A 14,479-nucleotide genomic window follows, 5' to 3' on the forward strand; every position below is an offset into this window, starting at 1 on the left:
TCGTCCCTGAACTTCCCTAGGTCCACTGCCCACCGGCGGACAGCAGGAGCGGTCCGCACGTCGACGAATGCGTGAGTCAATGTGCGGACCCAAGATCCGGCGCGCCGTTAGAGTCTTCTTGGGGAATAAAGAATCGAAAACAAGCGCCACCGTCTTGGGTCGTGACGGCCTCAATCCTCCCACCGTGTGCCTCGACAATCGATCGGCAGATCGACAGACCTAGGCCCATTCCCGCCTGCTTCGTCGTAGCGAGCGCGTCAAAGATATGCCTGGCCATCTCCTCTGAAATACCAGGTCCAGTATCGCTGACCGTCACCCACAGGACGCGAGACGAGTCAACCGAGGTATCGATTTTGATTTGCCTCGGCCGACCGGTAACTTCGCTCAAAGCCGCAAGGGCATTCGAAACGAGGTTCATAATTACCTGCTGCAGTAGTATCCGATCACCGCGCACGTTCAAACATCCGTCATCAAAGTTGCCAAAGACAATAACGCCACCACCCGCGATTTTATCGCCTAGCAAACCAACTACCTCGCGTATCGCCTCATTAATATCGACAGTTCTTATGGTCGGTGAAGATTTCCTCGCCATAGTTCTGATACTTTCGACAATATCCGCCGCGCGGCGACTATCGATTGAAATGCGGTCGAGCATGGCGAGAGCCTCCGCAACATCCGGGTTGTCACGCCTCAGCCAACTTGTCGCCGCCCGCGAACACGTGCCCATCGCGCCAATTGGTTGGCTAACCTCATGAACTATGAATGCAGCCAATTCGCCCATCGCGGTCAGCCTTGACGCTCTATCGAGCGTAGCCTGAATATCTCGAAGATGCCGTTCCGCAGCCGCGCGCCTCTCATGCTCATTCTCGATGTTTCTATATAGTTTCGCATTCTCAAGCGAAATTGCAGCCTGCGACGCAAGTACCTCCAGCGTTTGCAAGCGGGCAGCTGTAAATGTTCCGGCTATCTGCCTATTCTCCAAATAAAGCAATCCCGTCAGCATTCCGTGCTTAACTAACGGCACACACATAATGGATCGAGGTTGTTGTTCCCTGATAAATGGATCGATTCCATAGTGCGTATCTCTACGAGCGTCGTCAAGAACGATCGACTCTTTGGTTCTAAGTGCCGAGTAAGCAAGTGAGATTGGAACCAGCTTCGGCGAGATCGCCTCGCTTTCAAGATTCATCTCAGTCGCTCCGTGGGTAACGGTAGCTCTTGCAACAACGTTAAGTCCACCGTCCACGAGTAGACACAAGACGACATAATCGGCGCCCGCGTACTGTAGCGCGGTATCCAGAAGGACTTGCATAAGTGCTTCAAGCGACATTTCGCTCGATAACGCCTGAGCCGCTTTTAGAACGACCCAAACATCGAATTGATGCGCATTATCACCTGCTCCTCCAAGCACACCGCCAGGAGTAACCCGTCGGCCGACGTTCAACTCAGGAAACTCTTCCTCCAACTGAACTACCTTCGCGTCCGCACCCCATAATTTGTAGGTACTCCATGCCTGCCGCAGGTAGCCCTGAGCTGCCGATTGCCACCGCATGTCGATGCAAAAACGTGCCGCTAGTTCTTTCGCAAGACCTTGGATCTGCAGCTGGCTCGTCTTTTCTGCCAATGCAATCGCCTCCTCGTAGAGTGATTGCGCCGATGTGACGTCGCCAATGGTGCGCGCTAGCTCCGCGCGAACCAAGCGCTCCCGTGAAAGAAAATTCTCCGGGGACTCGCTAGACCATTTTGCGAGCAACGCGAGACGCTTTCTCGCTATGGTTAGATGACGATTGCGCTCGTCACCACTGGATTTCCGGCTCAGTGTGAATCGAAGGAGTGCACCATAGAATACAAATTCCGCCATCTCAAGGAAGGCCGGAGATGCCCACGCGGCGCGCTCCGCGCGCTCGTCAGCGTGCAATGCGACCGCGTAGTCCAAATACAGGTACCTGATCTGGATCTCGTATGTCCAATACGAGAACGCCGCGATATCCCGATGAAATTTTCCATTGAGACAATCATCGAGCAGAAACCTATAATCACCTTCGAAATCGTATCCCCCAATATCAACCGGGGCGCCTCTCATTGAGCGAATAAACCAGGCTTGAGCAATACAAGCATCAACTACGAGTGGGAAGCCAACCTGCCGCGCAATCTTGATACCAACTTCGACCACCTCTTGTGCCTCCGAAAGCAGCGCGCCGGAGAAGATCAAATTAGTCGCGAGGTGTCGTCGGGAATAAACCGCGAAGGTAACGTCACCTTGTTGCTCTGTCAGGAGCGTCGACTGTTCAATGTGACGCCTCGCCGACGCCAACGGTCCGGTCCAAGGTAAATTTAGCGTCCCATAGCACATTTGTACCCGGCCCTGGAACTGCGTGAGGCCGCGCTCAACTGGTAGCCGCATCGCCAATTGACCAAAACGTGCGACTGTAGAGTAATCGCCATACTTGGCCCCGACGACCATGCTCAGACAAACATAGGCATAGCACGACGCATCGCAATGCCCATATTCCAGGCTCAATGTCGTCATGCGGAGAATGACCATGTCCGACAACCTCCGGTTCGTAAAGAGGGCCGCAGGTTTCAAATCAGCTAGCACATACATCGCCTTTCGAACTTTTTCATTCTGTACCATCTGTAACGCAATCAACTCATCGGTGCCGCGCTCCGCATGTAGCACTTTGAATCGCTCGTATTCTTCGTCAATGTCGTCATCACTCGGGAGACGTGGGATCTCGATCCCGGTTTCTACTGCAAGGAAGTGCAGCCCAACTTCAAGCGCCATTTCAGGGTCGTCGAGCGTAACGTATAGGGCTACACGGAGTCTGGCGAGTTCAGCCCTGTCATTGAAGGCCAGCAAATCCGCTCTGACGTCCTTGAGACGATAAGCAGCCGCAACCACTTTCTTAGATAGAAATTCGCATTCTCCCCTGCGCAATTCAATCAACGCAACGAGGTGCGCATACTCCGGATATTCATGGACAAACGTGTACGCGTACGACAGATATGAAACCGCGGACGCATAAGCCGTCCCCTCCTTGGCGCGGTTCGCCGCCTCGAGATTGACCATTGCGAACCGGTACCGCTCCTCTGCCGCCCCGACTAGCGATGCACCCATATTCAGTTGATTGACGACTATGAAAATGCCGTCCTGCAATTCCAGGACCTGCGCGCACTCAAGCAAATTTAGGCCGACTCTGAGATGAGCTGATTGACGTTGCGCGTAGCTCATGCCGTCGTAAACCGCGTCGCGAATACGATCATGACGAAACGAGAACAATGCCTCATCGAAATCAAGCAGTTGTACATCAACAGCCTCTTTGAGCCCCTCGAAGACCTTGTTTTGCGGCAACGACATTGCCGCGGCAAGCGTCGAAGACGATGCTGGCCGCGCGAGCAACGCGAGGCATCGAAGTGCATTTCTTGCCTCTACCGATAACGCATTGACTTTAACTGCCAGCAAGTCGATCAGGCTCGGACTGACAACTCGCTTCGCGATTGTCGAAACTCTCGCGCACCACTCGCGTTCCGTCTCGTTATATTCCAGCATCCCTTCCTCGACGAGCGATCTCACGAATTGAATTACGAAGAACGGGTTCCCGCCAGTATGTTCGAAGATAGCATCTCGCAGTTCGCCTATTTCTCGCACTTTTCCGGGAAGTAACTCCCGTATCAGTGTCTCGACATTGTCGCTCGACAAGGCACGCAACCGTACACGCCTGCTGTATTCTGGAGCACACAGTGCAAAGGCATAGGCATTTGTAGAGGCTATCTCCTGCTCACGCATTGCTCCCACAAACAAAATGAATGGGTTCGGCGGATTTTGAATAGCGTATGTTAGTACCTCGATGGTTCCTTCATCGGCCCATTGAAGATCATCAAGGAAAAATACGAGTGGTCGCCCGCGCTCACAAAATGCGCCCAGCAGTTTAGTAATGGCGTTAAGAAACCGCGGCCGTTCCGCGTGAACGGAAACGGCGGGTCGATAGACATGCTCGCCTAGGAGACGAGTCAGCTCTGGAAAGTTCGCGGTGACAACCGGCACATCGCTTGCCAACGTCTCCCTGAGTTTCTGCTGCAAGGCTTCATACCGAACAGGTGGAAGTCCCAGTGCACTTTTCATCAGGAAATGAAGCGCGCGTGCCAAACTCGCGTATGGAGTTGCCCCGTCAGCCTGTTCGCACTTTCCGACTGCGAACTCGTGATCCGTGTTTCCTAGTTGACGCCTCAATTGCTGCACAAGCGCCGTCTTACCAATCCCGGCTGGGCCCTCCAGCAGAACCAATGGACTCGGCTCTCCCTCGGAAACGTCGCGTAATGACTCAAGCAAAGTTTCGACTTCGTGCTCCCGCGCGACCAAGGAATCAGGAGTGGGCAGCGCGAAACGCACATGCACAAATGGGCTAATGGTGGATTTATCGATCCCGTGGTCCTGACAAACCAGGAGGTCTCGGGCTAGCGCTGTCGCGGATTGGTAGCGCTCCTCAGGGTCCTTGGCGAGCAGACGGTGCAAAATTGATCTGAGCTTTGCAGCCACGCCGACCAATGGTGTCGCCATAAATCTGGCGACATCCATTGGTTGTCTTGCGAGATGTGCGTGCACCTCCTCCGACGGGGCGAGATCGGGAAAGAGAACGCTCCCGGTGAGCATCTGATAGAAAATGCAGCCCAGAGAGTATAGATCAGACCGCGCATCGACAACACGATTTATTCTCCCCGTCGCTTCCGGCGCGATGTAGTGCAACAACTCCCGTTCGCACATCAGAATCGAACCGTTTGGCGAGACAGTGTCGATGGAATCCGCATGTGGCGGACGAAAGCCTGTCAGCCACGCATGCAGACCTGTGCTATGAACCATAACATTCGAAGGCGCCAAGGCGCCATGCACCAGACCTGATTCGTGGGCCAAAGCCAAAGAAAGCGCAATTTCCTTGGCATGCGAAATGAACTTACCCAAGGGCATGGCGTCCCCGACTAGCTCACACAACATCAGGCCGCCAGGATCTTCCATCAACATCGCGGGATTCTGTTGATGAATGGTTAACTGCTCCGGGACTAGCGCAAATCCCCGCTGCAGCTTGCTCCTAATGCCGTATTCATAGCGCAATTGATTTAGTGCGCCGTCTTGCACCGGGGATAAGGGGATCGCGGCCAGCACAGATGAGTGCGATCTCCGCACTCTATATAGTTGTATCGGACCGTCGCGCAGTAAAGTGACCGTCGCACCACTCAAGTTGGAAAATTGCTCGAAAAGAATGGTCAGGATGTGCTCCCTAACGCGAGTGATCGTGGCTTCGCATACACGTGAGCCCCCAGTTCTGCTACCTAGGGATGCGAAGGTTGCTATCGGAATCGTATTCCAAACTCCGCGTCCAAGTACGCGCGGAGCGCGCGTTTTACGCGTTGGCTATACGAAAGTATAGTTCCAATAGACCATTGCTATCGTTCTCGAGGCGATCTCACGATTGAGGCAACGCGGGTGGCGCATTATGCTTACAGAGACCCAAGATTTAGGTAAACGTAAGTGCAATTCTCTGGGGAGAACAAGGTAACTATGCGGAACTCTCTAGAACCTGGAGCGATAGTTTATGTCGTTGACGACGATCCCGGCATCTGCAGTGGGCTCGAAAGCCTCTTTCGCTCGGAGGGCTTGGAGGTGCGTACTTTTAATTCACCGCACACATTTCTGAACTCGGAGATTCCTGATGTTGTCAGCTGCCTCATTCTCGATGTACGCCTTCGTGGCATGAGTGGACTGACGATACAACAGAACGCTCTTCAGGCAGGAATTCACATGCCCGTTATTTTCCTCACGGCGTACGGTGATATCGCCATGACGGTCCAAGCGATGAAGGCTGGCGCGTTCGATTTCCTTACCAAGCCATGCAGAGAACAGGATATTCTCGACGCCGTCGCCGGCGCGCTCAGAAGAAGTGAGGAGACGCGCTCACAAGATTATCAAGCGCTCAGGATTCGTAGTCTTTACGCAATGTTGACACCCCGTGAACGAGAGGTCATTTTCCTTGTCGCAGAGGGGCTGCGGAACAAGCAGATTGCCGACCGCGTGGGGTTGAGTGAAGTGACCGTAAAGATACACCGCGCCCAAGCGATGAGGAAACTGTCAGCTCGGTCCGTGGCTGAACTCGTAAAGATGCTGCAGCACGTTCCTGCCGTGAGTAGTTGAAGAACGCCAGTGGTCCCCAAAAAAGCTCTACCGCGTAACCCCCAAAGTGCAATCGAGAAGAGAGCCGCGTTGACATCTGGTCCGCCTTGAATACGCATGAGGTGCGATCGCGCTAACGCGAACGTATTATTGCGACGCCGGCGCGAATACGGTATGTTCGCTTCCATTGCTAGCCCCAATAACGCGGTTCGACCCAGCGGCATCGTGCACAATGGACACCATCTTGCGGTCTAAAGTCATCGCCATTGTCGACGACGATCAGTCAATGAGATTGGGAATAGCGAGTTTATTGCGGTCTTTCGGCTGGGTTGTGCGAGCCTACGATTCGGGCGCAGCGTTTCTTTCTGAACTCGACAGGTTGGAGATTTGCTTGTTGATTGCAGATGTCCAGATGCCAGATCTCGACGGGATTGCATTAGTAAAAGAGGTAGCAACTCGCCAACTGGCGATTCCGACGGTCTTCGTTACCGCCTACGCAACGCAGGACGTCGTAAATCGGTGCAGGAGAATAGGAGGGGCAGGGGTTTTTTCAAAACCGCTGGACGAGGCCAAATTGTTGGTTCGCGTGGAGCAAATCGTCGGCCCGTCGTCGTTTTAGTCGCTTCTTAAATGATCGCGGGCCAGGGTTTCACCCACCAACCTCCGTTTGACCGCACAAGTGATGGTCCTTGCGTGCACAACGAATCAGCCCGAATGCATCTCACCGGAGCCGGACCCTGTATCGGAGAGAGACGAATTTGCCGGTAGCCCTCAGAGTTTACCCTGGTGCGCTGCCAAAGGCACCTCTGTGCTGATCCGCATTCTCTATCTCTTAGACCTGGCTGACACGAAGCGCCCGCGGGCGGTAACAGGGAGAGCGGGCGCGGCAGCGCTATGGGTTTGCAAACCAAAATGGTCTCGGTCGATCGATGTCGCCGATTCGCCGCCTCTTTGTGGCGTGCGCGCCGCTTCTCGCGTCCGGCGGCCCAACTTCGGTTGCGGGTGCATAGTTCGAACGGCCTCTACTGTTGTGCAAGGGTCAAACGCCAAGCCGGTGTGCGCGAGGTTGCGAACACCACCACAGCGAAGTATGGCGCGACATTTGCCGACTGATGCGTTGTGGTGCCCCACGAACAATCCCATGGTGGCGCGCACGTGCACTTAGTAGACGGATACATTGGAACTCCAGCACTGTGTTTTAGTTAAAATAGACGGCGAAGCTCCAGGCCGCGCCATTTTCCAATAATTGGGATCAGCCGCCATTTTTTAACACAGAGCCGGGGAACAAATGAATGATGCGCCGGATGACGCTATCGATTCAATCGTCTATGTGATCGACGACGATAGCGCGATGCGTAAGGCTGTCGAAACACTGCTCGGATCGGTGGGCCTGACTGTCAAGCTGTTTGCGGCAGCCACCGAATTTTTCGCTCTAGAGTTGCCCGACGTGCCGGGTTGCGTCGTCTTGGACGTCCGGCTTAAAGGGCAAAACGGTCTCGACGTTCAAGAGAACATAGTGCGTCGATTGCGCCTACCCGTAATATTAATGACGGCTCATGGGGACATACCGATGTCGGTTCAAGCGATGAAAGCCGGCGCTGTGGATTTCTTGGCGAAGCCTTTTCGCGGACAGGACATGGTCGAAGCTGTGACTTCCGCCTTGGAAGTAGATCGGCTAAGGCGCCTGAGCGAGCGATCTGCAGCAGCGCTGCGCGCGTTGTACGAGTCGTTGACAGCGCGGGAGCGGAAGGTGATGGAACTGGTCGCCGGGGGGCTTCTAAACAAGCAGATTGCGGCTGAGCTGAATCTGAGTGAAATCACCGTGAAGCTTCATCGCGGCCAAGCGATGAAAAAAATGGAATCGCAGTCTATAGCCGACTTCGTCCTGAAGGCGGAAGCATTGGGCTTGGTCAAGCGCCCGGATAGCCCGTCGGCACGCGCGTGACGTGTCAACTGTAGTACGAGCTTGCGGAAATCGCACTTCGCTACGGTGAGCGTCGTTCGTCAAAGCATGGCCCCCACGGATAAGGCCATGCCGTGCCTCAAATATCGTCGAAGCGGTCGGGACTCGTTACCTTTACCCAAGCTGGGACGAAGTCACGGATAACCCCCCTCCCTGAGAATCGTCTCCCGTGGACTTCGGACAACGCCTGGAGTTTGCGCTCGCGCCGAAAACCAAATCGATGCGCGCTCTGTTCATTTGGTTTCCCAGTGTGGCGGCCCGCACTCCATACACTTCTCCGAGTCCCCTTCTCGAGGGGACCATTGAGTTCTGGCGTCGGGCAGATGCAGAAGAAGTCACCAGCCAGCGTACCCAGCCCTTCGGTAAAGACGCCGTGCCCCTTTCCGGCGGCGCCGTGGACATCCAGGGGAGCTATATTTCGGACGAGGCTTCGATGCGCCGGACTCCGGACGAAGAGCTTGACTCGTGACCATGATTCCTCCAAGCTCCGCTTGGAAAAGCTGCGGATCAGACGAGACGCTCTGAGTTCGATACCCTCATAAGGGTGAGCTGACATGTCGTCAAGCAAAGCATTACCCACCTCCCGAATTCACATATTCGTGATGGGTAGACATCGGTTTCTTCCAATACTTTTCCGAAGATGCAGCGTCGGAAACATCTACCAGAATCCGCAAGTGCCATGAAAAAAACTGCGAATAGTTCTTCATCGCCCAGCGTTGAGCCGGCATCTTCTAATCCGGAAAACGCGACGCCGCGCAGCTACACTGATGGTGCGATCACGCAGGCTACACAGTTTGTTTTGAATAGGCCCCTCGATATCGTCTATGAAGATGCCGAGCTTATCCACTGCAGAGCCTTCGCCGCGGGCTCAGACGGAAAGCAGACTTCCCTCTTGGTAGTCCGACCAAAAAGCGACGCGCTCGATATAGCGACGTTCGAACGACTTCAAAACGAATACCGGTTAAGGGACAGGCTCAAGGGGCATTGGGCCATACGCCCAATTGAGATGCAGCGCCAAAGCGACCGAGCCGTTCTGCTCCTTGAGGATACAGGTGGTGAACCGCTCGAGCAGCTACTGACTGTCCCCCTATCCGGTGAATGGTTCTTGAAACTGGCTATTAGTACTGCGGCCGCTGTTGCCCAAATGCACGCCGAAAACATCGTGCACAGAGACCTGAAGCCTGCCCACCTGTATGTCGATAAGGCCAATAACACCGTTAGGCTCACCGGCTTCGGTATCGCTTCCGATATTCCACACCGGAATAGTCCCGCGGCTCCCGCAGGGAGTGTCACTGGAACTATGGCATACATGTCACCGGAGCAAACGGGACGCCTAAGTCGCTCCGTTGACGCTCGTAGTGACCTGTACAGCTTGGGCGTCATCTTCTACCGGATGCTGACGGGGAAATTGCCATTCGTGGCTAATGGCCCGACGGAATGGATACTCGGTCATACTTCGCGAAAGCCGATCGCCCCGCACGTACGTTCGTCATCCGTTGCGTTTCAGCTCTCGGCGATCGTCCTGAAGTTGCTCGAGAAGGCGCCCGAGGATCGTTATCAGAGCGCTGCGGGCCTCGAAAGTGACCTTCAACGGTGCATGAAGGACTGGGCCAAACAAGGCGCGATTTGCCCATTTGAACTGGGCGAGGCTGACCTACCCGACAGATTTCGCGGTCCGTCCAGACTATACGGCCGCGAAACGGAGGCCGAGCGGCTGGTTGAGGCATTCGAGCGAACGCTGCGTGGCGACGCACCAGAACTAATCCTTGTTTCCGGTTACTCCGGCGTAGGCAAGTCTTCTGTGGTGCACGAGCTGCAAAGAACGTTAAGCGTTTCTCAGGTGACCTTTGCAGCGGGAAAGTGTGATCAGCAAAACGGGGAGATGCCGTATGCCGCGCTAGCGCTCGCTCTTAAGCAACTCGTCATGCCGCTGCTTACCAAGCACGACGACGTCCTGACAAACTGGCGCGATGCAATACGTGAAGCCGTGGAGCCGAACGGGAGGCTCATCACGGAACTTGTGCCGGAGTTGACGCTCGTTTTGGGTGACCAACCTCCGGCACCTGAGCTACCGTCGCAACAGGCTCAGAGTCGATTTCAGCTTGTGCTGCGTCGCTTCATCCAGGTCTTTGCGCGCGAAAACACCCCGCTAGTCCTTTTCATCGACGATCTACAGTGGGCGGACGCCGCTACACTCGAACTATTGGGCGACATTGTGGGACATCCTGATATGCGCCACATCCTGCTAGTTGGGGCATACCGTGATAACGAAGTCAACGAATCTCATCCGCTCGCGCTGAAAATTGTCGCGGTGAAGGCGACCGGCGCCACTATTGAGGAGATTAAGCTGGCGCCACTCGAGGCCGAGCAAGTTGTATCACTGGTTAGCGACATATTGCGCTCGAACAACAAGCTCGTGGAACCACTGGCGAACGTTGTTCATACAAAAACTGCCGGCAACCCGTTCTTTACAATCCAGTTCCTCCGCACACTCGCCGAAGAGCACGTGCTTGTTTTGGATAAAGCTGCGGGTCGCTGGCAATGGGACCTCCGGCCCATACAAAGCGCCAGCTACACCGAAAACGTGGCCAATCTAATGACCGCGCGGCTCCAACGCCTACCCCACGATTGTCGGGAAGTTCTTCGCGAGCTAGCATGCCTCGGCAACGGCGCTACCGCCCAAAGCCTAGCACTCGTCCGTCAATCGTCCAAAAATGCGATACACAGCAAGCTGCGAAGTGCGGTTCAGCTGGAACTCGTCGAGCGCGTGGGTAACACTTATCGATTCTCGCACGACCGTGTTCAGGAGGCAGCCTATGCGCTTACTCCCGAATCGGCTCGTGTCAAAACACACCTGACGATTGCCAGATTTTTGTCGTCCGCTCTTTCTGACGAGAATGATGATGGACTCTTCGAAATCGCCGGCCAATATAATCGCGCACTGAGTGGCATCACTTCAGACGACGAGCGCGCAGCCGTTGCAAAGATAAATTTACGTGCCGGCATACGCGCCAAACTGTCCGCAGCCTACGAGGGCGCCCTACGTTACCTCAATGCTGGTGCAGCCATTCTCGGACAGAACCAGCGCGATCGCGACTCCGACATCCGCTTCCAGCTTGAAGTGGAGCTTGCAGAATGCGAATTCCTCACAGGCAAGCTATTAGCCGCTGAGCTCCGCCTGACGACGCTCTCGACGGGCCTCTACAGGCTAGTTGACAGAGGCAAAGTCGCGGTCATGCGAATGGATGTCTATACGGCACTAGACCGAAGCAACCGCGCCATTTCCGTTGCACTTGAGTTTCTTGGGTATGTTGGCATACCGTGCTGCGCCCACCCAAGCGACGATGAGGTCGAGGATGAGTATTCAGAGCTTCAAAGGAGAGTGGCTGGTCTTGCGGTCGCGGATATCGTCAAGCTACCCCCGATGACGGACTCTGTCGCGCTAACGACCGTAGAAGTGCTAACGAGGGTTTTATCTGCTGCTTGCTTCACTGATTTCAATCTCAACTCGCTGATCACATGCAAAGCGATCAACCTTAGCCTTGCAAATGGAAACTCCGAAGCTTCCTGCGTCGCGTATGCAACATTAAGTAGAATAGCCGGCCCGCGTTTTGGCGATTTCGAAATTGGAATTCGATTTGGTCAGGCGGGCTACGCAATCGCGGAACTCAACACCCAACACCGTTTTCATGCGAGCACTTGCATCGTGTTCGTAATTTTCACAATGCATTGGACGCAGCACGTTCGCCTGTCAGAGCCTATCCTAAGACGAGCATTCGTTGCAGCGAACAAAGCGGGCGACCTTCTCTATGCGTCCTATTCCCTGTGCAGTCTAAACACGAATCTGCTGTTCGCAGGCGAAGCTCTACAGAGCGTTCAAGCCGAAGCAGAGGATGGACTCATCTTCGCTCAGAAAGCACGGCATGGTCTAGCCACCAGTATCATATCTACCCAGCTTGCATTCGTTCGCTCGATGCAAGGGCAGACTCGCCTATTCGGACTGTTCGACGATGAGCACTTCGATGAGCGCGAATTCGAATTGCAGCTGGCGGGAAGCACTGGATTAGCTGTTGCGGAGTGCTGGTATTGGACGCGAAAGATGCAGGCACGCTACCTGTCGGGCGACTATGCAACAGCGACCAATTCACTAACAAAGGCGCAGGCGTTAATATGGACGTCTTCGATGTTCCTTGAAGAGGCGGAATTTCATTTCTATGCCGCGCTAACGTTGGCTGCGAACATCGAAAACGGATCCGTCGAAGAGCGTAAGGATCGGATCGACTGGCTTTCCAGGCTTTCCCATCATCATGCACGATTGGGAATACTGGCAACCAATTTCCCTGAGAATTTCGCAAACCGTGCTGCCCTGGTGGGCGCCGAGGTGGCTCGACTCGAAGGACGCGTGCTAGAAGCCGAGAGATTGTATGAGCGTGCCATTCAATCCGCACGCTCCCACGGCTTTCCACACCAAGAGGCACTTGCCAGCGAACTCGCCGCGCGCTTTTATCGTTCGCGCGGCTTTGAGCTCATATCTGATGCCTATCTACGAAACGCTCGCTACGGTTATCTCCGCTGGGGCGCGCTAGGTAAAGTTCGCCAAATCGACGAGATTTATCCTCATGTCGGCGTGAGCGGCCATACAAATCACCCGAGTGACACGATGAGTTCGAATGCCGCTGGTTTTGATTCGGACATGCTAATCGATGTGTCACAACGCGTTTCGTCAGAGATTGTGTTCGAAAAGGTAATAGACACATTCATGCAGGCCGCGCTACCGTACTCAGGAGCGGACAGGGCGCTATTGATTCTCTCGTCGGCACGAGGTGGCGCGAAAATCGAAGCTGACGCGACCGTCCACGAAGAGACCGTTTCTGTCGAACAGGTAAGCACCGCAATTGATAGTAGCCAGATACCGATGGCGGTTGTCAATTACGTTTTGCGCACCGAAGAGACCGTACTCATCAGCGATACGGCTATCGACCAGTTATTCGGATCAGATCCATATATAGATGCCCATCGAGTTCGCGCGGTACTCTGTATCCCGCTCCTGCGGCGTGGAGAGCTAACGGGCGCCCTATACCTCGAAAATAAGGTTACCCCGGGAGTCTTTGCACCGCCCCGTGTAGCGGCTCTCAAGCTACTTGCCTCACAAGTAGCGATTGCTTTGGAGAACGCTCGCCTCTATAAGGAACTATCTGACCGGGAAGCACGCATCCGACGCCTTGTCGATGCAAACATCATCGGCATATTTATTTTTGTGCTCGACGGAACGCTACTTAACGCGAACGCCGCCTTCCTCAATCTGCTTGGTTACAGTCGGGATGAACTGGAGCGCGGGCAATTGAATTGGAGAAATTTGACGCCAGAAGACTGGCTTCAGCGCGACTTACAGTTGTATGAGCCTCAGCTTCGCGAGAGCGGAGTCCTGCCACCGTTCGAAAAGGAATATTTTCGGAAGGACGGAAGTCGTGCGCCGGTCCTTCTCGGTGCCGCGATGTTTTCACCCGGGGGCGAAGAGGGAGTCGGCTTCGTTGTCGATTTGACCGAAAGCAAGCGAGCTGAGGCGGAGGCCCGCGAGACGGAGATCCGCTATCGTGAAGCGCAACGCGAGCTCGCGCACGCAAATCGCGTCTCCACAGTCGGCCAGCTGACCGCAACGATCAGCCACGAGGTCAAGCAACCAATCGCTGCGATGGCCGCAAATGCCGACGCTGCATTGCGTTGGCTGTCCGCACAACCGGCAAACACTGAAAGAGCATGCAAAGCCCTCGATCTGATCGTGCGAGACGCCATGCGAGCCAGTGACATCGTCGATCGGATTAGGAGACTTGTCCGCAAATCGCCAACCCGGGAGGAAAGAGTTGATATCAATTCCGCTATTCTCGATGTCTTATTTATGATACGACGCGACGCCGAAAAGCATGGTATCCGTATCGAGACTGATTTCGCGTCGCCGCCGCCACTTGTGAGCGGCGATCGAATCCAGCTCCAACAAGTCGTGCTCAACCTAGTCGCCAACGCAATCGAAGCAATGAGTGCGGTCAACGAAGGGCGCCGAAAATTGCGTATCAATACGTCAACGGATGAATACGGGGAAGTCGAAATGAAGGTATCCGATACGGGACCTGGTGTGTCCGCAGCCAATATGGACCGACTCTTCGAGCCCTTCTTCACGACGAAAGAAACCGGCATGGGGATTGGTCTGTCGGTTGTACACTCTATCGTCCGAGCTCACGGAGGCCGTCTTCGCGTCTTGTCGGATCAGACGGCCGGTACGACGTTCCTGGTGAGGCTCCCCGCAGCAAGCGGCTTGTCACGGCTACAACCTTGAAGCTGGTCGACCTGACTTGGCG

6 protein-coding genes are annotated in these 14,479 nt (G+C 54.8%); 5 read left to right on the forward strand and 1 reads right to left on the reverse strand.

What is annotated here, in order from left to right; translation table 11 throughout:
- Window positions 1–76: 76 nt before the first annotated feature.
- The gene (locus tag AB4Y44_RS27985) at window positions 77–5,158 is read right to left on the reverse strand and encodes an AAA family ATPase (RefSeq protein WP_368701414.1); all 5,082 of its coding nucleotides are present in this window, start codon (window positions 5,156–5,158) and stop codon (window positions 77–79) included.
- Between the two features lie 396 nt (window positions 5,159–5,554).
- On the opposite strand from AB4Y44_RS27985, the gene AB4Y44_RS27990 reads away from it, so the two are divergent.
- From AB4Y44_RS27990 to AB4Y44_RS28010, 5 genes are all read left to right on the forward strand, one after another.
- Window positions 5,555–6,184 carry a response regulator transcription factor gene (locus AB4Y44_RS27990; protein WP_368701415.1) on the forward strand — a complete coding sequence of 210 codons (630 nt, stop codon included), beginning with the start codon at window positions 5,555–5,557 and terminating at the stop codon, window positions 6,182–6,184.
- Between the two features lie 211 nt (window positions 6,185–6,395).
- Window positions 6,396–6,782 (forward strand): response regulator transcription factor, encoded by a 387-nt coding sequence (locus tag AB4Y44_RS27995; protein ID WP_368701416.1) that lies wholly within the window; start codon window positions 6,396–6,398, stop codon window positions 6,780–6,782.
- Between the two features lie 669 nt (window positions 6,783–7,451).
- Window positions 7,452–8,108, forward strand: a complete 657-nt coding sequence (locus AB4Y44_RS28000; protein WP_368701417.1) for a response regulator transcription factor — start codon at window positions 7,452–7,454, stop codon at window positions 8,106–8,108.
- A 187-nt stretch (window positions 8,109–8,295) separates the two neighbouring features.
- On the forward strand, window positions 8,296–8,595 hold the full coding sequence (locus AB4Y44_RS28005; protein WP_368701418.1) for a hypothetical protein: 300 nt from the start codon (window positions 8,296–8,298) through the stop codon (window positions 8,593–8,595).
- Between the two features lie 210 nt (window positions 8,596–8,805).
- On the forward strand, window positions 8,806–14,457 hold the full coding sequence (locus AB4Y44_RS28010) for an AAA family ATPase (RefSeq protein WP_368701419.1): 5,652 nt from the start codon (window positions 8,806–8,808) through the stop codon (window positions 14,455–14,457).
- Window positions 14,458–14,479: the final 22 nt, after the last annotated feature.

The organism is Paraburkholderia sp. BR10937 (genome assembly GCF_040965695.1).
Classification (GTDB): Bacteria; Pseudomonadota; Gammaproteobacteria; order Burkholderiales; family Burkholderiaceae; genus Paraburkholderia.